Source organism: Virgibacillus siamensis (genome assembly GCF_039522605.1).
Classification (GTDB): domain Bacteria; phylum Bacillota; class Bacilli; order Bacillales; family Amphibacillaceae; genus Lentibacillus; species Lentibacillus siamensis.
The window spans coordinates 545,886-567,432 of sequence record NZ_BAAADS010000001.1 but is presented as its reverse complement, the minus strand read 5'-3'; the positions used below and the strand labels follow the sequence as shown (position 1 = coordinate 567,432).

Sequence of the window (21,547 nt, the reverse complement as noted above, 5' to 3'; positions counted from 1 at the left end):
GCGTCACATGGAATTTACATCTGCAGACCTTAAGAATTATTTTGATGAAGTTATTGAGATGATAGAAGAGGAGAAGGATTATCTTTGCGAGTTGGATCGCAAACTTGGCGATGGTGATCATGGTGTAACGATGTCGATTGGATGGCAGGCTGCAAAAGAAATGATCGATGGGGATCTTAAAGACGAGGATGATTGTGGAAAAATCAGCATGATCGTCGGAAAGACATTTTTAAATGCAGTTGGTTCTTCGGTTGGACCGTTATATGCAACTGGATTAATGAGGGGAGCCAAAACCGTTAAAAAGAAAACTGTTCTTAATGATGACGATCTAGCTGAATACTGGCTGGCCTTCGTAAATGGTGTTCAGGAACGGGGGCAGGCAAAAGCAGGAGATAAGACAATGATGGACACCCTTGAGCCTTTTGGGGAAGCATTCCAGGTAAAATTTGAAAGCGCCAATGAATTCATTCCAGCTTTTGATCATGCTTTAGGCTTTGCCAGGAAAGGAATGGAATCAACCAAAGAAATGATTTCCCAAAAAGGCCGATCCAGCAGATTGGGCGAACGGTCAGTCGGTTTTCAGGATCCGGGCGCGACGTCTGCATATCTTATGTTATTGACTTTTTTAGCATATGTGAAAAATAAATCAGCACAAGTCAGTTAACATTCGAGCCATAAAGATGTGAAAAGTTAAAAAAGGAATCGGATAACGCACAGTTTCTGGTTCCTTTTTCTTTAATGATAATATACGAAAATAAATGAATATAAATGAAAGTATATAATTGTTTTAAAATGATAAATGATATAAGATGAAAATATACGAAAGGGATGAAGAGGAGGAATATGAATGAAAATCGGTATCGGCAGTGATCATAACGGCTTTGAATTTAAAGAGGAAATCAAAACGTTTGTGAAAGAAACAACCGATCACGAGCTTGTAGACTATGGTTGTCGAGCCTGTGATACGGTTGATTACCCGGATGTTGCCTTTGAAGTCTCTGAAGCAATCAGCAACGGAGACCTGGACAGGGGAATATTGATATGTGGTACTGGTATTGGTGTTTCAATTGCGGCTAATAAATATCCGGGTATTCGTGCTGCACTTGCACATGATACGTACGGTGCGGAACGAGCGCAATTGAGTAATAATGCACAAATTATCACTATGGGTGCACAGATTATAGGCGTAAATGTTGGGAAAAAGGTAGTGGAGGCTTATTTAAACGCTGAATGGGCGGAAGGCTCCAAACGTAAAGTTGATAAAATAATGAAGAAGGAAAAAGAATTTGTCGCGTATGAGTAAATTCTGTTATTCTATATTTTGCTAAATCAGAGGGGGGATCATTTTCGATGGAATTATTGTTATTGGATTTTTTAAAGGTAACTGAATCTGCTGCACTCGCCGCAAAACAATGGGTTGGCAGAGGGGATAAACTTGCTGCAGATGAGATTGCAACGAAAACAATGCGTGAACAGCTCAATGACATCAACATGAAGGGAAAAATCGTCATTGGAGAAGGTGAAATTGACGATGCCCCGATGCTTCATATCGGTGAAGTGGTAGGTAATGGATCAGGGCCGGAGTTAGATATTGCGGTTGACCCAATCGAAGGAACAACCCCTACGGCCAATGGACAGGATAATGCGATGACAGTAATCGCAGCTGCCCCGAAAGGAAGCCTGCTTCACGCCCCTGATATGTATATGGAAAAACTTGCTGTGGGAAGTGAAGCGAAGGGAAAAATAAATATTGACGCTCCTATCATTGAAAATTTGCAGACTGTGGCAGAGGCAAAGGGTAAAAAAGTCCATGAACTAAATGTTCTCGTACAAGACAGACCCCGTCATCAGGAATATATTGATACAATTCGGCAATCAGGTGCCAAAGTACATTTATTTAAAGATGGAGATGTTATTTACACCATATCAACATGTATGAACAGCTTGGATATGGATTTGTTTCTCGGAGTTGGTGGAGCACCTGAGGGTGTATTGGGAGCCGTTGCCGTAAAATCCCTAGGCGGTGAAATGCAGGCAAAATTGAGACCAAGAAATGAAGAGGAAAGGGCACGGTGTAAAGGGATGGGATTAAAAGTTCCAGATAAGACATTGAAGCATGACGATCTGGTAAAATCCGAAAATTGTTTTTTAGTTGCTACCGGGATAACAAATTGCTTCTATTTAAAAGGCATTGCATCCAATAACATAACATATTCCATCCTGATTGGCGGTAAAGACCGGCAAATGCGTTATGTGGAAACCCAGCATTCCAAGGAGAAAGTCTATCAACCTAGTTGAATCAGGTAGTGTCTGGAATTCTTTTTGGCAGATACAAAAGTATAAAACTTTCTTACTGCATAAGTGCAACTAATGCTGTCACCTAAAGGCATGGTGACAACCAAGTTTTCTAAGCAGTTAAGAAAGTATAAAATCCTTTCTTACTGCATAAGTGCAACTATGGCTGTCACCTAAAGGCTTGGTGACAACCAAGTTTTCTAAGATTTCGCGGAAGGGCAGTTGAAAGGTTTCTGCATTTGGTATGTGCGTTTTTTATTTGGAACAATGCAGATCCTCATCCAGTAGTTTACCGTGGTGAGGACCTGCATTATTTTTTCTTTACCGGGATGAAATCTGTTTCCAGGGGACACTTTCGTCCCGTTAAAGAATATAAAATGTGCTATCCTTGCTCAGATAACATCCTTGGATTTGCTATGTTTTTTACCCTTGGGTCATGTTCAGGACGGTAACTTTTTCACGGGTCATCGATTCAATGCTTTTGCGAATGCCTTGTACGCCTACGCCTGAACTTTTGACCCCGAGGAATGGAAAATGATCTGGACCACGCTCGGTCTTGCCGTTAATTTGTACGGAGCCAACTTCCAATTCATTGCCGATGTGAATCGCCTTCTCCATATTTCTTGTGAAAATGCTTGCCTGCAGTCCGTATTCCGATTCGTTGGCAATGTGAATTGCTTCCTCCACGTTTTTTACGCGAATTACCGGAATGACCGGTCCGAATGGTTCTTCCCAGGCGACATCCATATCTTTTGTTACGCCATCAAGCAGCGTTGGATAAATCAGGTTTCCGTTGCGGTGATTTCCTTTTACAAGTGCAGCGCCTTTTTCCAGTGCATCCTCAATTAATCCCGTTACATAGTCGGCAGCTTTACTGCTAATTAGTGGAGTAACATCAGCATTATCTTCAGGTGCGCCGACTTTCAAGCCTTCCATCTTTTCTTTTATTTTCGAAAGCAGTGCATCCGCGGTTTCATCCTGGACAAGAACGCGTTTGATTGCTGTGCAGCGTTGGCCGGAATACGAGAACCCGCCGCTGACGATATCGGCTGCTGCTTTGTCAAGATCTGCATCTTCAAGTACGATAGCAGGGTCTTTGCCGCCGAGCTCGAGAATGACCGGAACCATGGATGCTTTTTGGGAAATGGATTTGCCGGTTTTGGATCCGCCTGTAAAATTAATGAGGTCAATCTGTGGGTGTGTAATTAGATGATCGCCGATTTCCGATCCTTTTCCCGTCACAAGGTTGACGAGTCCTGACGGAAGTCCTGCTTTGTCGAGCGCTTCTACCATAAGTGTTCCGCCGATTGCTCCTTGTGTCGCAGGCTTGAAAACGACCGCATTTCCTCCCATTAGCGCCGGGGCAATTTTTGCTGCTGAGAGATTGACCGGATAATTAAACGGTGAAATGGCAAGCACAACGCCGACAGGATTCCGGTTCACCAATGCAAATTTATTGGCACTCCCCGCGTTGAAGCTTCCGCCGTTAATCAATTCACCGTGCAGACGTTTTCCTTCCTCGGCAGTATACTTGATAAAATCAGCAGTTCGAATAACTTCTTTTTCCGCTGAGGCGAGTCCTTTCCCAACTTCCTTCATGATTGTCGCTGCAAGCTCATCCTTCATCTCAAGCAGCTGTTCCGCCCAAGCGTACAGCAACTGTGCACGTGCAGCAAACGACTTCCGCGCCCAATTCTGTTGTGCATCGTTTGCACCTGCGATGGCAGCATTCACTTCATGTTCCGTCATCGCTTGTACTTCACCCACGTTATCGTTGCCAGACGGGGATTCGATCCCAATCAATTTTTCTGATGTGCTGTCTTTCCATTCTCCGTTTAACAAAAACGGGTATGCTTTCATCGTTTTTAGCTCGTTCATTACATCAATCCTTTCTAGTTTTTAGAGGGTTGTAAAACATCATATATTGGAAAGCGCTATCAAATCAACAGAAAAATTAAAAATAAATGAATTTTTTAAAAATATAGAGGTGGATGAAGCCTGTCATAGGTTGGGGAAGCGTAACTCGTCACCAATGATGTTTACAAGCTCCTATTTACGGCAACAGCACTATTACATGATTTTTTTATGAAAGGGTCGATACAGAATGAAAGTATTGGTAGCAGGAGCAAATGGGCATACCGGTCAATTATTGATACAGTTTTTGCATGAAGCAGACTATGAGCCATATGGAATGGTTCGTAAAGAAGAGCAAAAACAACGCATAGCGGAATTGGGCGGTACTCCGATATTAGCCGATTTGGAAAGTGATGTTGGACATACCGTAAAAGGAATGGATGCGGTTATTTTTGCCGCTGGTTCGGGCAGCAGTACAGGGCCTGACAAAACGACCGATGTTGATCGCGATGGCGCCATCAATTTAGTGAAGGCAACTGAAAACTTTGGCATTAAAAAATTCATCATGTTAAGCAGTATTGGTGCAGGACGCGATCTGAATCAGATGGCACAGGATAATGAAAACATGAAGCATTATTTGAAAATGAAGCGAGAGGCTGATGAATATTTAATGAGCACCGAGCTGGATTACACCATCGTGCGCCCAGGCGGTCTGACACATGACCCGGGCACAAGCAAAATTAAAGTGGCAGAAGAAGTGGAATTTGGTAATATTCCGCGTGCCGATGTAGCGAAAACAATGATTGCAGCGATTCAGGAGCCGAATGCATTCCATAAAGCGTTTGAAATGGTTTCTGGTAAGGTGCAGATTGAGGAAGCGTTGAAGAGTTTATGATGTGTAGATTTGATGGTTAGAGCCTTGCTCTGATGAGAGTTCGCACGTTTCGTCGAGAGTTCGCACGTTTAAAAGGGAAGTTCGCATGATTCGGCGAAAGTTCGCACGTTTGGAAGGTAAGTTCGCATGTTTCAGCGAAAGTTCGCACGTTTAAAAGGGAAGTTCGCATGTTTCAGCGAGAGATCGCACGTTTCAACGGATGACGGAGGGAGCAACCTCCAATATTGGAAAAAGAAGCATGGAGAAGGAGCGGATAATATAAATCCGCTCCTTCTCTATTTCTGCCTTTAATCTTCACGAAGCCATTCTCTGGCTGTCTCCAGTTCCTCCAGCGAATACTGGTTTATTTCAACACCTGGTATAAATTTTTCAATTTTCTCGTCAAGGCTGACAAATGTTTCATCTGCCACGATGGCGCTTTTGCCGATGCTTTTCAGATACGTAACAATCTTCATAGCTTCCAGCAAAGCTTTTGGCGTGTTGCCATCAATATTCTTGAAAATAAATAAGATGTTGACAGGTTCCTCCTGAAGTCTCTTTGTATTTAAGGAATTCTTGAATTTATGCAGATCGTTCTGTGTCGCTGTGCCTTGTGTGGTTACTTCCAGAATTTCGCCTTTTTTCTCTCCTTTAACTTCCAGCATCTTTTTCACCCTTTCATATTTCCCTTTGCTAATTGCATACCACTCACAGTATGGAGTGAAACGTGGGAGGCGTGTGGATGGGTTTTGGCAGCTAAGAAAGTATAATACTTTCTTACTGCATAAGTACAACTAAGGCTGTCACCTAAAAGCTTGGTGACAACCAAGTTTTCTAATGTTAATGGAATTGTGTAAAATAATGTCGTAACCTAGGTTATTTTCCATTGCTCTATCCATGTTAAAATGCTTTAATAGAATGGTAGGAATTTTTTAAAAGAAAAGGAAGTTTTGCATGGTAACACGCCAGGAGAAACATAAACCAAAAAGAAAGAAATGGCTATGGATTACATTATCCGTTCTGCTCGTTCTGATCATTGGCGGGTGTGCGTATGCATATTCCATCTATCAAAATGTGAAAAGTACCGTCGATAATGAGCTTCACAAGCCGGTAGAAGGTATTGATGTGAATGTTTCCAAAAAGAAAGTAGAGGACAAGGAACCGATCAATATTTTGCTGCTTGGTGTGGATGAGCGGCAGCATGATAAAGGCCGTTCGGATACGATGATTGTCATGACGCTGGATCCTGATAATAATCAGATGCAGCTGGTGAGTATTCCACGTGATACCAGGACAATGATTGTGGGAAAAGGATTCCAGGATAAAATCAATCATGCGTATGCATTCGGCGGCAGTGAGATGTCGGTGGCAACGGTCGAAAACTTTTTGGATATTGATTTGGACTATTACGTTCGCATGAATATGGAAGGTCTAGCGCAACTGGTGAATTCTGTTGGCGGCATTACGGTTAACAATGACCAGCAATTTTCACAGGGTGGCTATACATTTGATACTGGACAGCTGCAATTGAACGGTGATCAGGCACTGGCGTATGTGCGGATGCGTAAGGGCGATCCACAGGGCGACATTGGCCGTAATCAGCGGCAGCGTCAGGTTATTGAAGGGGTTATTGATAAAGGCGCCGGGCTGAATGTTGTCGGGCAGATCGATAATATCATGAATGTGCTTGGCGACAATATGGTCACTAACATGCAATTTGAAGATATGCGCAATCTGGCGATGAACTACCGCAGCGCACGCAAGAATATCAGCACATATCAAATGGTTGGCAACGGTACAAGGATTGATGATATTTATTATATGATCATGCCGGAAGAAGAGGTTGCCAAGGCGCATAAGATGATTACGGAATTTGGCTCAAAGTAGTGCGGAAAAATGGATAAATGAAAGGCCTGTACTTGGTGGAGTGCAGGTTTTATTTTTGGGACTATCATCTGAATATTCAGTGTAGGATTGTCCGATCGGGCGTATTAATGAGGGCTGCTATATGCAGATCTGGTCGTAGAATGACTGGGTTAGGCTTCGTATGTCTGGAATGGGGAAATTATTAGATGGACAAAGGGCCGGACCCTTTGTCCATCAATCCTGAGGTATGTTGTTATTCACGAAGCCATTCTCGTGCCGCTTCCAGTTCTTCCAGTGGATACTGGGAAATGCTTACACCTGGTATAAGCTTTTCAATATTTTCGTTTAAGCCTACAAATGATTCATCCGCCACGATGGCGCTTTTTTTTATGCTTTTCAGGAGGGTTACCATTTTCCAGGCTTCCAGCATAGCTTTTGGCGTGTTTCCATCAATGTTTTTGAAAATGAATAAAATGTTGACGGGCTCCTCCTGAAGTTTCTTAGCCTTTAAAGCATCTTTGAATTTTTGCAAGTCCGACTGTGTCGCTGTTTCTTGTGTGATCACTTCCAAAATTTCACCCTTATTTTCACCTTTAATTTCCAGCACACTATTCATCCTTTCCATTTTTTCTTTTGTGTACAGCATACCACTCAATATGTGAAGTAAAACGTGGCATTGAAAGAGAAATGATAAGCTGGTTATTTAATACCGTGCTTTTCTTTAAGTCTACTGTTGACTTTTTAGCTATAAAAACCGGGAAAGAGATGTATTTTTTAAATTTACAGAAAAGTGCTTAATTTACGTTTAAATTTGCGGTATAATAGTAGTATTAATTGATGCTTGTCTAATTTATGGATGTTATCGCCGAAAAGCTGGATGAGGACTTACAATAGATTTACGGAAAAATTTATAAATTGCCTTCAAAATTGTCTTTTGACTGACTCTTGTAACGAATAATGCGCTTTTTGGCGAATGAACGCAAAATATAGGCGTGCGATTCATAGGAAAATGGGATTTTACGGATTAGCTATTATTCATAAATAAGGGTATATTAATGGTGAAGTAAACATTTAAAAGAAGAGAGGGGAAGAGATATGGATGATCGGTTAAAGCAAGTGCTTAGCCAATTGACGGATCTGAATACTGGTATGGTTGATCTTAAAACAGATGTAGGTGATTTAAAAACGGGTCAAGCAAGACTGGAAACAGATGTAGGTGATTTAAAAACGGGTCAAGCAAGACTGGAAACAGATGTAGGTGATTTAAAAACGGGTCAAGCAAGACTGGAAACGGATGTAAGTGGTTTGAAAACGGGTCAAACGAGATTGGAAACAGATGTAGGTGATTTAAAAGCTGGTCAAACAAGATTAGAAACAGAAGTAAGTGATTTGAAAACGGGTCAAACAAGATTGGAAAATGGCTTTGATAACCTTCAAAAGAATTTGGTGAGTAGCTTAGGTGATTATACTGAACGAATCATTAATCATATTGATGACAATACAGAAGCGTTGAATAAAAGATTGTTCAAGGCGGAATCAAAAATCGAAGGAATGCGGAAATAGCCGGGCAGGATTTTTGATGATGATTGGCCTGCCTGTGACAGGCAACCTGTTCCCGTTAACACGCAATAACGTATTTTATTTTCAATAATTTTTGATAGGGGCGTTAAAAATGAGAATAGTTAATCCGGCTGATATATTAAGAGGAGAAACATGTAGCTATATTGATGTTTTTGGAGACTCCCAGATTCTTGCTATTGCAGACAATCAGAATTCAGCTGTGCAATATTATGTTGTTGATATGTATTGTATGAATCCCGCCTGTAAATGCGATGATGTTTTTATTCAGTTTATAAAAAATGAAGAACGGGTCAATTATGTGCGTGCCGATTTCACCGTTTTGTTTTCCTTAAGAACGAAAAAATATGAGATTAAGGAAATAGCAGGAGTTTCCGAACAGGAAGTAAATGATGTTGTTATGAAAGAAGTGAGAAAAGACAACGAAATGGTCAACATGTTAAAACAACGTTATAAAAAAATGAAAGAAGTTGGACGGTATGTGTTGCAGGGAGAAAACAACATGGCGGATAGGGAAGAAGACAAGCCTAACCGGAATGATGCCTGTACATGCGGAAGCGGGAAAAAATATAAGAAATGCTGCGGTGCTTAGGATCTAGTGTGTGAATCCGTGATAAGCATGTGGCTTCGCAAATTCTACTATTTCTATATTGTATGCCCACCTCACCATTTTCGAAAATCCTCTTAAAATAACATTAACCCTTCGACAACAAGCTTAAACATATTAATATTAGCAGTTTACTAAATCTCGATAGTATAGTATTCAATCGACTGTTGCTGCAATTATCGGATTTTTTTCAGGATGTATATTTGACCAGCCAATAGGGATGTGAAACGATTGATGTTAGAATACGAACAACAATCGAAATAGATCCTCATTGTGCCTTTCATCATAGAGAATGGGTGACAAAAAAATGCCAGCGGTTCTCAATAAACGGCAAGGGGAAAACAATGGCATGAGGAGTCTGTTCCTATGCTTTAAACAAAAAGAGGTGGGTATATGATTTTAGAATTTAAAGTAACATTGAAAGATGTCGGAGTACCAGTGTGGCGCAAAATTCAGATTGACGAAAATACAGATTTTGCTCAGTTTCATCGGGTGTTGCAGATGAAAATCAAAGCTCCATGACATACAAGGAATATTTAACATGGAGTGATGAAGTTCGTTGTGAAGTTTTGGATGGTCAAATTATTAGTATGGCTCCATCACCGCTACCCGAACATCAGGAAATCTCCATGCATTTGTCCATTGAAATTGGCTCTTACTTAAGAGGAAGATTATGTAAAGCTTTTGCTGCACCAATTGATGTTTATCTTATGGAAGATGCTGATAACAAATATATACCCAAAGGGAAATCATAAAGGGATTGGAAGAAAATGCACGTATAGACCAAAAGAAGTGAATCCATTCATGAAGTACTTAAAGGAGAAGCACCCCAGGATTCTTTGTTGAAATGCTGGGAATGTGGTGATCGCTTCACATTTTCAGTAGGCGAGCAGCAATTTTATAAGCAAAAAGGATTCGTCCATCCCAAAAGGTGCCCGGAGTGCCGTAATAAAAGGGATATGCAAAAATTCGGGGTCTTTGAGTGAATTAATCAGGAAAATGGCTTAGCTTTTAATCATATTTAGGGTATAATGATGGTAAAGCGTTAAAAAATAAGGAGGGTGTTATAAATGGGTTTATTGCATGACAGGCATAGCACCTACGAAGATTTCAAAAGGGCAGGGGAAAATACAGATGAAATATTGGAGTATATTGATGGCGTCATTTATATGTCCCCATCTCCAAGTATAAGGCATCAAAAAATCTCCTCGTATTTGCACGGGGAACTTTATAACGCCCTCAAGGGAAAGAATTGCGATGTATTTTCCGCTCCGACTGACGTATTATTTGATCATACGAATGATGATGCAAAGAAAAAAGTTGTTCCGGATTTATTTGTTACTTGCAATCCGGATAATCTCACAGAAAACGAATACGTCGGGCCTCCTGAATTCATTATAGAAATTGTAAGTCCCTCAAGCAGATCACACGATATGGTGACCAAGTTGAACCTTTACATGAATAATGGGGTCAGCGAATATTGGATTGTTGACCCAGTTAAAAATCACATTATGATGTATGTCAAAGATGAAAATAATGAGGTGCAATTTGATTTAGTTAATAGTGGCGGCGTGGCTATTTCCAAGACGACTCGATCTTTTGAGATTAGCCTGGATCGGTTGTTTCGTTGAATGGATTCAAAACAAGAAGGATGATATTAAATATATTTAATATTATCCTTTAGATGTTCGTTCTGGATATTGAATGGTGTTGTACCTTTTAAAAAACAAGAACAGCTACATCGCTTAATACAAACGGCTATTCTTCTATCAGAAAAACGGTGTTTGCGGGCTGATTCGTACAAATATACTGCTGCCTTTCCTTCTATTTATAGATAGCGCTCAAAATCCCCCAATCCAGACTGAGTAAAGCTAAGTTTGCCAGGATCTCTCCGCCTTGTATACCTCTTAAATCTTTAGCGCTAGTATGACATCTTCAAGCTCGAAGTACTCCACTTTCATTATTTTACTGAGTTTATCCAAAGCTTTACCGTTTGCTTTAACTGCTTTTTTGGCAGATAAAAAAGTATAAAACTTTCCTATTGCATAAGTGCAACTGAGGCTGTTCCCTAAAGGCTTGATGACAACCAAGTTTTCTAATAACGTGCCTGGATTCTTTCTTTTCGATTTTAGCTTGTGGTTTCTTTTCTTCAGGAAGGCTCCTAATTGGACAACTACATATAATATCGTTACATTATGTAATGGTGCAAAAAGTTCGGAAGTAATATGGAGTGAGATGAGTTGGAAAATATATTCAGGAAGAAATGGATGGTCGTTTGTACGGCGGTGTTTTGTTCGGTTTTATGGGGCAGTGCATTTCCGGTGCTGAAGGTCAGTTACGATGAGTTGCAGATGGCGCAGGATGATACGATTGCCAAGATTGTATTTGCCGGAGTGCGGTTTTTATTGGCTGGTTTAATTCTTCTTGCTGGACTGCTTATATTTAACAGGGACAGGCTGCGTGTTACCGGAAAACAGTTTATGTTTTTAATTATTTTCGGAATTATTCAAACGGCACTGCAGTATTATTTTTTCTATAATGGTCTTGCGCGGGTATCGGGCATGCAGGGTGCGATACTGATTTCAAGCGGGACATTTTTTACCATTGTGCTGGCGCACTTTTTTTACAGTGATGACCGGATAACGGCGAAAAAGGCGTTTGGACTGATTGCCGGGTTTGCCGGGATTGTTGCTGCGAATTGGGGACAGGATTTCGAGTTGAGTTTTCGATTTACTGCGGAAGGATTCATGTTGCTGGCTGCTTTGACCAGCTCAATTGGCACGATTATGGCTAAAGAACTAGCAGTGGGGATTCACCCATTTACGTTAACAGGATGGCAATTAACGATTGGGGCAAGCCTTATGCTGATGATTGGTGTTCCGCAATTGGGTGATCATGCGATAACTTTTACGCCCTTAGGCTGGGGACTGCTCCTTTATGCAGCACTGCTGTCCACGACTGCGTTTGCTTTATGGTATTCGATACTGAAGTTTAATAAAGCCGGGGAAATCAGCATGTTTAAGTTTATCACGCCGGTGTCTGGGGTTATTTTGTCCGCAATCTTTATACCTGGTGAAAGATTGACAGTGAAAATAATGGGCGCGCTGATGCTGGTCGCGATTGGAATTATTGCTGTGAATTATACTGGTGCAAGGCGGAGAAGCCGTGGTATGAGAAGGTCATAGACAGTTTTTTTTCTGCATTTTGCAATATGTTATGATATTGTCATCAAGTTCGATACTGCATTAATAGTTTTGAAAGGTTTGAGATAGATGGGAAAAAGTAAAAAGCATGCGACATGGGCCGAAGCTAAAAAACGATGCCGATTAAATCAAGCTGATATTCAAATGGCAAAAGAACTTGGCATGAAGCCGAAAAGTTTGCTGAAAAATATTCCTTCTCAAAATCAGCAATGGAAAGCACCTGTCAAAGTCTGGGTTCGGGACCTGTACGAAAAAAAGTTCGGCAGGATACTTGCGACGGAAAATAAACAGCCGGCGAAAAAAGCAGTCAAAACTGATCATGACATTTCGGATGAGGAGTTGCCTTTTTAATACAAGGTTGGAAGCAGATATAAGTGATTTAAAATCGGATGGGAATGTGTTTCTTCGTTCCAGATACAGGAGGCTCAAATATGTTCATACACTGTACTAATAAAATGCTTGATAAATTAAATGTACAGCCTGAAACAGATACTGAACAGGGAGATGGGAATGGGCTTTTTTCCTGGCATGCAAATATTACACGAATTAATGGCAGGCAGTCAGCTGTTTTCATGAATAATAACAGTCAATATGTAATTGTGTTATTTGGTTTAAAGGCAAAGGATTTTTCCAGGATGGATTCTCTGTTTAAACAGGCTATTCGTATGGTTTGGCGTGAAGAAGGAATAAAAGAAATTTTAATTGATGATTATCTTGCCCGGGCCGGCGGGGTACAATTTGGCAAAACAAAAAATCGCAGTTTCGTTGCCAGGTTAAACAGATCTTGTAAAGAAATGACAATATTTGAAAAGGAAATTAACAGTGAACAGTTGATTCAGTCAGGCTTAAGTATACAAACGAGCAAATTGTTGGCCGGTGACGGAAAAGGGGGTTATATCCATCCGAATGAGGTGTTATATGAGGGATTGCAACAATTATACGGTGGGGGAATTTTCAGTGTACGAGCAGTGGAAGTCAACGTGCAGTTGATGCTGGAAACGAGAGAAGTCTGGCGTCGAATGGTTATTCCGCTGAACCGGACGTTTCCTCAATTACACAAAATATTGCAGGAGGCTTTCGGTTGGTGGAATTCCCATTTGCACGAATTTTATGTGTTTGAAAGACTGCAAAGAGAAGCTGGTCTCTCCTACAATCATCCAGGTTTGATGTCAGATGGAACACAGGCGTTAGTCAATCTTGTCAGCAATCAGGAAGCATTTGACTATCCAGATGAGATTCCAATGCAGCTGGAGGCCGGTATCAAGCTGTCGGAGTATCTTCCGGCAGCCAAACAGCTGATCTACGTTTATGACTTTGGTGATGATTGGCGTCACCGAATCGATGTGATGGATGTGATCGAAAGCTATCCTTCCAATCATCCTGTCTGTCTTGATGGAACAGGGGAAGCACCACCTGAAGATGTTGGCGGGGAAGGAGGATATGCGGATTTCCTTGCGATTATGGACAATCCGGAGCATCCTGACCATGCGCATATGAAACGATGGGCAGGATCACAGTTGTATGAAGCGTTCGATTTGAAGCGAATCAATCGGATTTTAAAGAGATTATAGTTATATCGGTCAGGACTAAGATTATTATGCAATAGTTTCTTTTAGGCAGTTAAGAAAGTATAAAATCCTTTCTTACTGCATAAGTGCAACTATGGCTGTCGCCTAATGGCTTGGTGACAACCAAGTTTTCTAATCATATTCAATCTTTTGTGATGCTTTTTCTTTTAAGAATGGCTCTTCTTTGTCGTGTGGAAAAAATACAGGAATTCAAAAAGACGATCTTTAGCTGATTGTCTTTTTTTTATGATATAAACAAATTCCGGTTTAGTAAAAATAGTTTTTGACTTATTTACTACAGTCGCATATAATTGTTCGCTGGTTCGTTATTGAAAGGGCAAATTATCATTCATTTGTATACGTATAATTAGGGAAGCGTGTGGTGCTTGGGGTGTCGTAAAAAAAGTTGAATAAAAAAGCAGTAAAAATGGAAAGATATTGTGAAATTTTAGGAGGAAAGTAATGGAGACACCTACAGATAAAAAGAATGGGTTGGATTGGATTGCATTTAGTGTAAGTGGTGGTTTACTTGTTTTATTTATCATCGCTTCACTTTTTAACGATAAATTAGTCGGGCAGTGGATCAATGATTCATTCTCTTTTGCAGTAAAGTATTTTGGAGCTTATTGGGAATTATTATTGTTGGCAACATTTGTAATTGGCCTAGTGTTGGCATGTACAAGGTATGGCAGGGTTAGGCTAGGAAATATGGATAAGCCGGAAAATGGTAATTATCGGTGGATCGCAATGATTATGTGTACGCTTCTGGCAAGTGGCGGGGTTTTCTGGGCTGCAGCTGGGCCAATGTATCACTATTTGACGACGCCGCCGCTGTTTTCAGGTGTGGAAAAAGGATCAATGGGGGCTGCATTCCCCGCTATGGCACAGAGTTTTTTACACTGGGGATTTTTAGCTTGGGCGATTTTGGGAACTCTTACGACAATTGTGCTCATGTATGCACATTATCACAAGGGTTACCCGCTAAAGCCCCGTACGCTTTTATATCCAATCTTTGGCAGTAGCATTTACAAAAAAAGTTTTATTGGATCCCTGGCAGATATCGTATCAATTGTGTCGGTTGCAGCCGGAACGATTGGACCGATTGGTTTTCTCGGCTTACAAGTCGGGTATGGACTTCATGCCATCTTTGGAATTCCGGATACGTTTGTTACCCAGAGTCTGGTGATTATTTTGTTAGCTGTGATTGCTTCAATTTCCGCAGCGACTGGTGTTGACCGTGGAATCCAATGGCTCAGCAGGATGAATGTTGGCTTGGCAGTCATTTTGATGGTGGCCATGCTGATTCTTGGCCCAACTTTGTTCATCATTGATTTATTTTTGGGTTCCGGAGGTTTTTACATTGAAAATTTCCTGAGCATGAGTTTATACAGGGTTGACCAGAGCTGGCTTGGTTCCTGGACTATTTTTTTCTGGGGATGGTTTATCGGTTATGGACCAATGATGGCGATATTTATCAGCAGAATTTCCCGAGGGAGAACAATACGGGAACTGATTATTGCTGTCTCCATTATCGCGGCGATTGTGAGTAACTTCTGGTTCACGGTTGTTGGCGGATCGGGGATATTTTATGAAATGCAAAATCCCGGTTCTGTTTCTTCTGCGCTCCAGGAAAACGGTATGCCGGCAGCGGTAAATGCAATCATGAGCCAGATTCCATTGGGTATTGCATTGTCCATCGGATTCCTTCTTTGTACGATAATCTTTGTGGCGACTACCGCAGACTCGATGTCCTATACGGTTGCAGTGACATTAAGCGGCAAGGATGAACCTAATCGTTTCTATCGTGTTTTCTGGGCGCTTATGTTTGGATTCGTTGCCGTTTCATTGCTGGCGATTGGAGAGGGAAGCATTGGTGCTTTGCAAAACTTTATTGTTGTAACAGCCGTCCCCGTTTCCTTACTGCTGCTCCCGTCACTTTGGGATGCACCGAAAATTGCTATGAAAATGGCAAAAGAACAAAATATTGTTGAAAAGAAATAAGATAAGGCTACCTGCTGCGTGCAGGTAGCCAAAAATATGCAAATTAGGGTCCGCTCGTGCAGTGCCTGATCCGTCAATGACGGGAGATGGGTTCTCAAGCGTACCTTTTTCTATACCAGCCTTTCAACCCAATCCGGAAATGTTAAGCGGGACAAGATCTCCAGTTCCTTCTTGCGTTTTTCGTTATAGGAACTTACTTCCATTAACCTTTTATCCACTACTGCAGGGTGAGTCATGACCTCGACTGAGTCAGTCTGCAATTTTTTCAGGTTATCAAAAATAGTTTCATCAACACCGTCCCCGTAGAAGCCAAGCCACAGTTGTTCGGTAAGCAGCAGCTCCGGATATTCCTGGAGAGAGTCGACGTAACGTACGGGAACCTGATATTCTGCTGCCAATTTGCTCACAGTATTTTTCAGCGGTTCCCACCCGTGCACATGATGGTGACTGTCGATATGATGGAGGGACAATCCGGTTTTTAGAAATGCTTCAATTTGTGCACGCCATTCTTTTTCTACTTCGGCGGGATTTGGTGCTTCCATGTCGGCAAATGAATTGTTGTACTTAAAATGACCGTCATTCCCCAACAAGCCTGGCACCTTGTCACTGATTGGTTTTCCCCATGTCAAGACCAGGTGGATGCCGCTGGCTAATGTGGGGGTGTTTTTTGCCTGCCTGACCGCGTAGGGAACGGTATGACCATTCATCATCATTGTGGTTGATTGGACAACCCCTTCTGTATGTGCCCGGATAATACCATCCGTTACACCTTTTGTTAAGCCGAAATCGTCCGCATTAAAAAGTACACGCATCATTCATCATCCCCCTGATTCGGATAGTTCCGTTCGATCATGAAATTCGTTTTGTCTCCTCGGAAATAGGAACGGGAATACTCGACTTTATTTCCATAGCCGTCTTCTGCGATGGTTTCAATATAAAAACACGGCAAACCGGGTTCACACTGCAGATGGGAGCCAAGCCCTTCGTCGGCAAGGGTTATTTCAATATGTTCCGTTGTTTTAGCGATGTGGATGCCATATTCTTCGTTCAATGCCCTGTACAGTGATGTTTCGGCATGCTGTTGGCTTATTCCAGGTGCAGTACTCCATGGAATGAAGGAAATTTCATATTGTGTTGGTTCATCATTCGCTTTGCGGACCCGCTCAATGCGCTGCACAGGATCGTTTAATGCGACAGGAAATGCCTGCTGCAGTGCTTCATCTGCTGGAACTACCGAGATACTGATTAGTGCGATTTCCGGTTTTTTTCCCTGTACTTTCACCTGGTCGCTGTAGCGGTGAACTGTATTAGACAGCGTTTGTCTGACTTTTTTGTCCGCGACAAATGTACCGCTTCCCTGCTGTCTTGTTAAATAACCTTCCAGAGTCAGTTGGTTCAGTGCTGTCCGTATCGTTGTCCGGCTCGTATTAAAAGTTTGGCAGAGTTCATGCTCGGTAGGGATTTTTTTTCCGGTCCCGTATTCACCGGATTTAATTTTATTTAGGATTTCCTCTTTAATAAATGCATGTAAAGATCTTTTTTTTTCCATGACTGGCGCCTCCAATTTGTATAGTTTTATTTTACAACAGGATTTAGGTAATAACAACTAAATAAAATGTAACTACAATTATTAAACATTGTCTGGACATTCATTTATTTGTATGATACATTTTAATCAGCCTCATAATTGTAAGATTATTTTGAAAGGGAATTTAATGCACAAATGGAGGAGATGAATGCTATGTCATTGAAAGTTGTGATTATCGGCGGTGGATCAAGTTACACACCAGAGATAATCGAGGGGCTTATAAAACGATACGAAACATTTCCTGTATCTGACGTTGTCCTGGTAGATGTTGACGCAGGAAAAGAAAAGCTGGAAATTATCGGCGGATTGGCTGACCGGATGATTGAAAAATCGGGAAAACCGATCCGGCTGTCATGGACGCTTGACCGGAAGAAGGCATTGGAGGGTGCTGATTTTGTATCCACACAAATTCGGGTTGGCGGTCTGGAGGCACGTGAAAAGGATGAACGGATTCCGCTCCGCCATGGATATGTCGGACAGGAAACCAATGGTGCCGGCGGTATTTTTAAAGCATTCCGGACGATTCCAGTACTGCTTGATATCGCAAAAGATGTGCATGATATATGTCCACATGCCTGGATTATCAATTTTACCAATCCAGCCGGAATCATTACGGAAGCGGTGCTGAAGCATTCTCCGCATCAAAAAGTGATCGGTGTCTGCAATATTCCATTTAATATGCGGCATTCTACGGCTGAAATACTGCATGTAGCGCCGGCGGATGTCAAAATTGAATTTGTCGGAATGAACCATTTTGTATTCGGAAAAAAAGTGTATGTAAAAGGAGTTGACCGGACCCGGGAGGTATTGCACAAATTGGCGGATGAAAAACTGGATTATTCGCCGGCTAATATAGTCAGTCTCGGCTGGTCCAAAACATTTATTGAGTCAATCGGATTATTGCCGAATCCATATCATCAGTATTATTTTCAGACGAAAAAGGTGCTGGAAAAAGATGTACAGGCATTTCAGGATAATGGAACACGGGCTGAGGTGGTGCAGGAGCTGGAAAAATCACTGTTTGCGTTATACAGTAATCCGGATTTAGCAGAAAAGCCGAAACAGCTGGAGGAAAGAGGAGGTGCTTTTTACAGTGATGTTGCGTGCAGTCTGATGGATTCCATCTATAATGACAGGGAAGATGTGCAGACGGTTAACACGTTAAATCATGGTGCGATACCGGATTTGCCGGATGATTGTGTTATCGAAGTGAACAGTGTGATTACGAAGCATGGTCCGAGGCCGATTGCATCAGGCAGGCTTCCGCGGGTGATATGTGGTATTGTCAGTCATATGAAAGCATTTGAGGAATTGGTGGTTCAGGCAGGTGTGACGGGTGATTATAGCGATGCGTATGCGGCAATGGTGATGAATCCGCTCGTTGCTGATGAAGCAGACAGTAAGGTTTTGCTGGATGAATTATTGGAGGCGCATCGGGAATTTTTACCGCAATTCACATCTGAAAATTTAAAAAGGGGTGTACAGTCATGAAAAAAATAATGCTCGTTTGTTCGGCGGGAATGTCAACAAGTTTATTGGTAACCAAAATGGAGAAAGCCGCGGCTGAAAAAGATGAGGAAATCACTATTTTTGCCGTTTCGGAAGCTGAGGCAAGCAATCATTTCGATGATATTGATATATTGCTGCTTGGTCCGCAAGTACGGTTTTTAAAGTCAAAGCTGGAAAAACGGCTGGCTGATTATAACGTTCCGGTACAGGTGATTGAGAGTATTGATTATGGAACGCTTAACGGGGAGAAAGTGTTGAATAGTGCAATGGAAACGCTCGTAAATAAATGAAGGGGTGTGTTATCCGATGAATAGATTTATAGACTTTATGGAAAAGCATTTTGTGCCAATAGCATCACGAATAGGGTCACAACGGCACCTTGTAGCAATTCGGGATGGCTTTGTAACAATTATGCCGTTGATGATTCTTGGTTCGATGGCAGTGCTGATCAATAATTTGCCGATTGGTCCGTATCAGGATTTTCTGACATCGTTGTTTGGGGGAGATATCTGGAAGAAATTCGGCGGCAATCTTTGGGAAGGTACGTTTCAGGTAATCTCGATTTTGGTAGCGTTTACGATTGCATATCAACTGGCGAGATCTTATGACAAAGATGCTCTGTCATCGGGAATCGTCTCGGTTGCTTCATTGATTATCCTGATGCAGCCCATTGCGGAAGGTGCCGGATTGCCGATTATCTGGGCCGGTGCTCAGGGATTGTTTGTTGCGATTATAACGGCACTTGTTTCAACGGAGATTTTTACACGGCTCACTGGGAGTAATCGGCTGCGGATTAATATGCCGGAGGGAGTACCGCCGGCTGTATCGAAATCGTTTGCTTCCCTTTTCCCTTCCATGATAACGCTTGCAATATTTGCGTTGTTTGAAGTGGTTCTGCTGGCGGTTAATGTACCGGATATTCATCAATAGTTTTATGAACTTATTCAGGCTCCAATCTCGAATTTGTCCAATACATTATTCGCGGCCATACTGATTGCCTTACTCATTCATCTTCTATGGTTCTTTGGATTGCATGGATCCAATATGATGGAACCGATCATGCAGGCGGTTTATTTACCGGCAATTGAGGCAAATGCTGCAGCGTTCAAAGCAGGTGAAGCCATCCCATATATTGTTACGAAACCATTTTTCGATGCATTTATGTATTTAGGCGGAACAGGGGCAACGCTTGCACTGATTACGGCTGTATTTATTGCAGCGAGAAGTCACAAACACTATTATCAGGTTTCCAAATTGTCGGTGGCGCCGGGACTGTTTAATATAAATGAACCAATTTTATTTGGCTTCCCGGTCGTTTTGAATCCGATTTTATTGATTCCGTTCATTGTAACGCCAGTTGTTTTAACGATATTCAGTTATGTTGTTATTTCGATAGGGATTGTACCAAAAACTGTCGCGTTTATTCCATGGACAACACCGCCCGTCATCGGAGGATTTCTGGCCACTGGATCCTGGCGCGGTGCAGCACTTGCAGCCGTTAACTTTGTGATTGCGGTTGTGGTATATGTGCCATTTGTGAAGATCGCAGCAAAAAGCTATTTTGATAAACAAAAGAATAACGATTCAAGTACAGATTCAGAATCAGCATAAATCAGGGAGATGACTACATTGGAAATGGAACACGTAATTATGGGAATCATTATGCACAGTGGTGACGCTAAAAGTAATGCGATGGAAGCAATCCAGCATGCGAAAGCAAATGAAATGAAGAAAGCTGAGCAATTGCTGGAACAGGCCGAGAAAGAATTACTGGAAGCACATGGGGAGCAGACCGGTTTAATACAAAAGGAAGCTCGCGGTGAAAAAACAGAACTGTCACTGCTGCTTGTCCACGCACAGGATCATTTGATGACCGCGACAACGTTTAAAGACCTGGCAAAAGAATTTATCGAGTTGTATGGGAGGTTGTAGGGGGATGCGTGTCATTTGCCCAGATTCGGCAAGTGATACGTATCCTTTTATGTGTGGTATAAGCGTTTCGAAAAGGAAGGAATGGTCGAGTTTATAGAAAACGGCTATGAATGATACACCTAACTTACACTCCTATGTAAATTGCAAAACCTGCCATAATATAATTTTTTTCTGGTATGTAAGACAAATTTCCCGGGAAATAATTAACCTTTAAAAAATAAAATAGAAGGAAAACTGCATAAACTGGGTGATTCAAATTTTTCATTTAAAAAAGCTGGAAAGAAAGTGTTTTTTTAGACGAAAAAACGAATTAAATGGTAAATTCTGTCGCTCCGGAAATATACTTCGCTATCTCTAGTGTCGTTCGTCTTTTGAGCTAAATTTTTAAATTTGTTCCAGCCTCGCTTCGTTCTAAGCAGATCAGAAAAAATCTTTCTTACTGCATAAGAGCAACTAAGGTCGTCACCAAAAGGCTTGGTGACGACCCAGTTATCTAATTGCTTAGGACACAATAAAATTTAATACTTGTGGATAACTATATATTAATGAAAAGCCACGTCCAGCTCCAGCGCCCAGCAATAGCAGAGGTTTTGATGGGACGAGCTTTAGCGCAGTCCCAAACTTCACACTTCCTCACTACGATAAAGAAGACTTGCCGATTGGTGAAACCAG

At 41.7% G+C, this 21,547-nt stretch carries 23 protein-coding genes and 1 pseudogene; 19 read left to right on the top strand and 5 right to left on the bottom strand.

Annotation, left to right across the window (positions count from 1 at the left end; all coding sequences use genetic code 11):
• Window positions 1-7: 7 nt before the first annotated feature.
• The 3 genes from dhaL to glpX all read left to right on the top strand — a co-directional run bounded on the left by dhaL (window position 8) and on the right by glpX (window position 2,298).
• A complete protein-coding gene (gene dhaL / locus ABD010_RS02655; RefSeq protein WP_343810031.1) occupies window positions 8-664 on the top strand; it encodes a dihydroxyacetone kinase subunit DhaL in 657 nt (218 codons plus the stop codon).
• Window positions 665-847: 183 nt separating this feature from the next.
• Window positions 848-1,303 carry a ribose 5-phosphate isomerase B gene (gene rpiB, locus ABD010_RS02650; RefSeq protein ID WP_343810029.1) on the top strand — a complete coding sequence of 152 codons (456 nt, stop codon included), beginning with the start codon at window positions 848-850 and terminating at the stop codon, window positions 1,301-1,303.
• Window positions 1,304-1,350: 47 nt separating this feature from the next.
• Window positions 1,351-2,298, top strand: coding sequence for a class II fructose-bisphosphatase (gene glpX / locus ABD010_RS02645; protein WP_343810027.1), 948 nt, complete (start codon window positions 1,351-1,353; stop codon window positions 2,296-2,298).
• Window positions 2,299-2,718: 420 nt separating this feature from the next.
• Here the strand turns inward: glpX and ABD010_RS02640 are convergent, their stop codons facing one another.
• A complete protein-coding gene (locus ABD010_RS02640; protein WP_343810025.1) occupies window positions 2,719-4,173 on the bottom strand; it encodes an NADP-dependent glyceraldehyde-3-phosphate dehydrogenase in 1,455 nt (484 codons plus the stop codon).
• A gap of 226 nt (window positions 4,174-4,399) precedes the next feature.
• Here ABD010_RS02640 and ABD010_RS02635 point away from each other — a divergent pair, with 226 nt between their 5' ends.
• Complete coding sequence (locus tag ABD010_RS02635) at window positions 4,400-5,044, top strand: SDR family oxidoreductase (protein ID WP_343810023.1); 645 nt, start codon at window positions 4,400-4,402, stop codon at window positions 5,042-5,044.
• Between the two features lie 287 nt (window positions 5,045-5,331).
• On the opposite strand, the gene ABD010_RS02630 is transcribed toward ABD010_RS02635, so the two are convergent.
• Window positions 5,332-5,688, bottom strand: a complete 357-nt coding sequence (locus ABD010_RS02630; RefSeq protein WP_343810021.1) for a SpoIIAA family protein — start codon at window positions 5,686-5,688, stop codon at window positions 5,332-5,334.
• A gap of 289 nt (window positions 5,689-5,977) precedes the next feature.
• On the opposite strand from ABD010_RS02630, the gene ABD010_RS02625 reads away from it, so the two are divergent.
• Entirely contained in the window at window positions 5,978-6,910 is a 933-nt protein-coding gene (locus tag ABD010_RS02625) for an LCP family glycopolymer transferase (RefSeq protein ID WP_343810019.1), read from the top strand.
• Window positions 6,911-7,142: 232 nt separating this feature from the next.
• Here the strand turns inward: ABD010_RS02625 and ABD010_RS02620 are convergent, their stop codons facing one another.
• Complete coding sequence (locus tag ABD010_RS02620) at window positions 7,143-7,505, bottom strand: SpoIIAA family protein (RefSeq protein WP_343810173.1); 363 nt, start codon at window positions 7,503-7,505, stop codon at window positions 7,143-7,145.
• 479 nt (window positions 7,506-7,984) lie between these two features.
• On the opposite strand from ABD010_RS02620, the gene ABD010_RS02615 reads away from it, so the two are divergent.
• The 10 genes from ABD010_RS02615 (at window position 7,985) to ABD010_RS02570 (ending at window position 15,846) form a co-directional block, all read left to right on the top strand.
• Window positions 7,985-8,452: a hypothetical protein gene (locus tag ABD010_RS02615; protein WP_343810017.1), complete on the top strand. Its 468-nt coding sequence runs from the start codon at window positions 7,985-7,987 to the stop codon at window positions 8,450-8,452.
• A gap of 109 nt (window positions 8,453-8,561) precedes the next feature.
• A complete protein-coding gene (locus tag ABD010_RS02610; RefSeq protein ID WP_343810015.1) occupies window positions 8,562-9,059 on the top strand; it encodes an SEC-C metal-binding domain-containing protein in 498 nt (165 codons plus the stop codon).
• A gap of 408 nt (window positions 9,060-9,467) precedes the next feature.
• Window positions 9,468-9,596: an IS1096 element passenger TnpR family protein gene (locus ABD010_RS02605; protein WP_343810013.1), complete on the top strand. Its 129-nt coding sequence runs from the start codon at window positions 9,468-9,470 to the stop codon at window positions 9,594-9,596.
• Window positions 9,593-9,829: a Uma2 family endonuclease gene (locus tag ABD010_RS02600; RefSeq protein ID WP_343810011.1), complete on the top strand. Its 237-nt coding sequence runs from the start codon at window positions 9,593-9,595 to the stop codon at window positions 9,827-9,829. The genes ABD010_RS02605 and ABD010_RS02600 overlap by 4 nt, the downstream gene beginning before the upstream one ends.
• An 84-nt stretch (window positions 9,830-9,913) precedes the next feature.
• Window positions 9,914-10,060: a zinc-ribbon domain containing protein gene (locus ABD010_RS02595; protein ID WP_343810009.1), complete on the top strand. Its 147-nt coding sequence runs from the start codon at window positions 9,914-9,916 to the stop codon at window positions 10,058-10,060.
• An 84-nt stretch (window positions 10,061-10,144) separates the two neighbouring features.
• On the top strand, window positions 10,145-10,705 hold the full coding sequence (locus ABD010_RS02590; RefSeq protein ID WP_343810007.1) for a Uma2 family endonuclease: 561 nt from the start codon (window positions 10,145-10,147) through the stop codon (window positions 10,703-10,705).
• Between the two features lie 609 nt (window positions 10,706-11,314).
• Window positions 11,315-12,259: a DMT family transporter gene (locus ABD010_RS02585; RefSeq protein WP_343810005.1), complete on the top strand. Its 945-nt coding sequence runs from the start codon at window positions 11,315-11,317 to the stop codon at window positions 12,257-12,259.
• Window positions 12,260-12,346: 87 nt separating this feature from the next.
• Window positions 12,347-12,628: a hypothetical protein gene (locus ABD010_RS02580; protein WP_343810003.1), complete on the top strand. Its 282-nt coding sequence runs from the start codon at window positions 12,347-12,349 to the stop codon at window positions 12,626-12,628.
• Window positions 12,629-12,708: 80 nt separating this feature from the next.
• The gene (locus ABD010_RS02575) at window positions 12,709-13,848 is read left to right on the top strand and encodes a plasmid pRiA4b ORF-3 family protein (protein ID WP_343810001.1); all 1,140 of its coding nucleotides are present in this window, start codon (window positions 12,709-12,711) and stop codon (window positions 13,846-13,848) included.
• 459 nt (window positions 13,849-14,307) lie between these two features.
• On the top strand, window positions 14,308-15,846 hold the full coding sequence (locus tag ABD010_RS02570; protein ID WP_343809999.1) for a BCCT family transporter: 1,539 nt from the start codon (window positions 14,308-14,310) through the stop codon (window positions 15,844-15,846).
• Between the two features lie 110 nt (window positions 15,847-15,956).
• On the opposite strand, the gene chbG is transcribed toward ABD010_RS02570, so the two are convergent.
• Window positions 15,957-16,661: a chitin disaccharide deacetylase gene (gene chbG, locus ABD010_RS02565; RefSeq protein ID WP_343809997.1), complete on the bottom strand. Its 705-nt coding sequence runs from the start codon at window positions 16,659-16,661 to the stop codon at window positions 15,957-15,959.
• On the bottom strand, window positions 16,658-17,395 hold the full coding sequence (locus ABD010_RS02560) for a GntR family transcriptional regulator (protein WP_343809995.1): 738 nt from the start codon (window positions 17,393-17,395) through the stop codon (window positions 16,658-16,660). Before ABD010_RS02560 ends, chbG begins: the two co-directional genes overlap by 4 nt.
• 192 nt (window positions 17,396-17,587) lie before the next feature.
• On the opposite strand from ABD010_RS02560, the gene ABD010_RS02555 reads away from it, so the two are divergent.
• From ABD010_RS02555 to ABD010_RS02540, 4 genes and pseudogenes are all read left to right on the top strand, one after another.
• Window positions 17,588-18,925, top strand: a complete 1,338-nt coding sequence (locus ABD010_RS02555) for a 6-phospho-beta-glucosidase (RefSeq protein ID WP_343809993.1) — start codon at window positions 17,588-17,590, stop codon at window positions 18,923-18,925.
• Entirely contained in the window at window positions 18,922-19,233 is a 312-nt protein-coding gene (locus ABD010_RS02550) for a PTS sugar transporter subunit IIB (RefSeq protein ID WP_343809991.1), read from the top strand. The genes ABD010_RS02555 and ABD010_RS02550 overlap by 4 nt, the downstream gene beginning before the upstream one ends.
• A 16-nt stretch (window positions 19,234-19,249) precedes the next feature.
• Window positions 19,250-20,554, top strand: a pseudogene (locus tag ABD010_RS02545) (PTS sugar transporter subunit IIC).
• A gap of 18 nt (window positions 20,555-20,572) precedes the next feature.
• Entirely contained in the window at window positions 20,573-20,875 is a 303-nt protein-coding gene (locus tag ABD010_RS02540; RefSeq protein ID WP_343809989.1) for a PTS sugar transporter subunit IIA, read from the top strand.
• Window positions 20,876-21,547 lie beyond the last annotated feature (672 nt).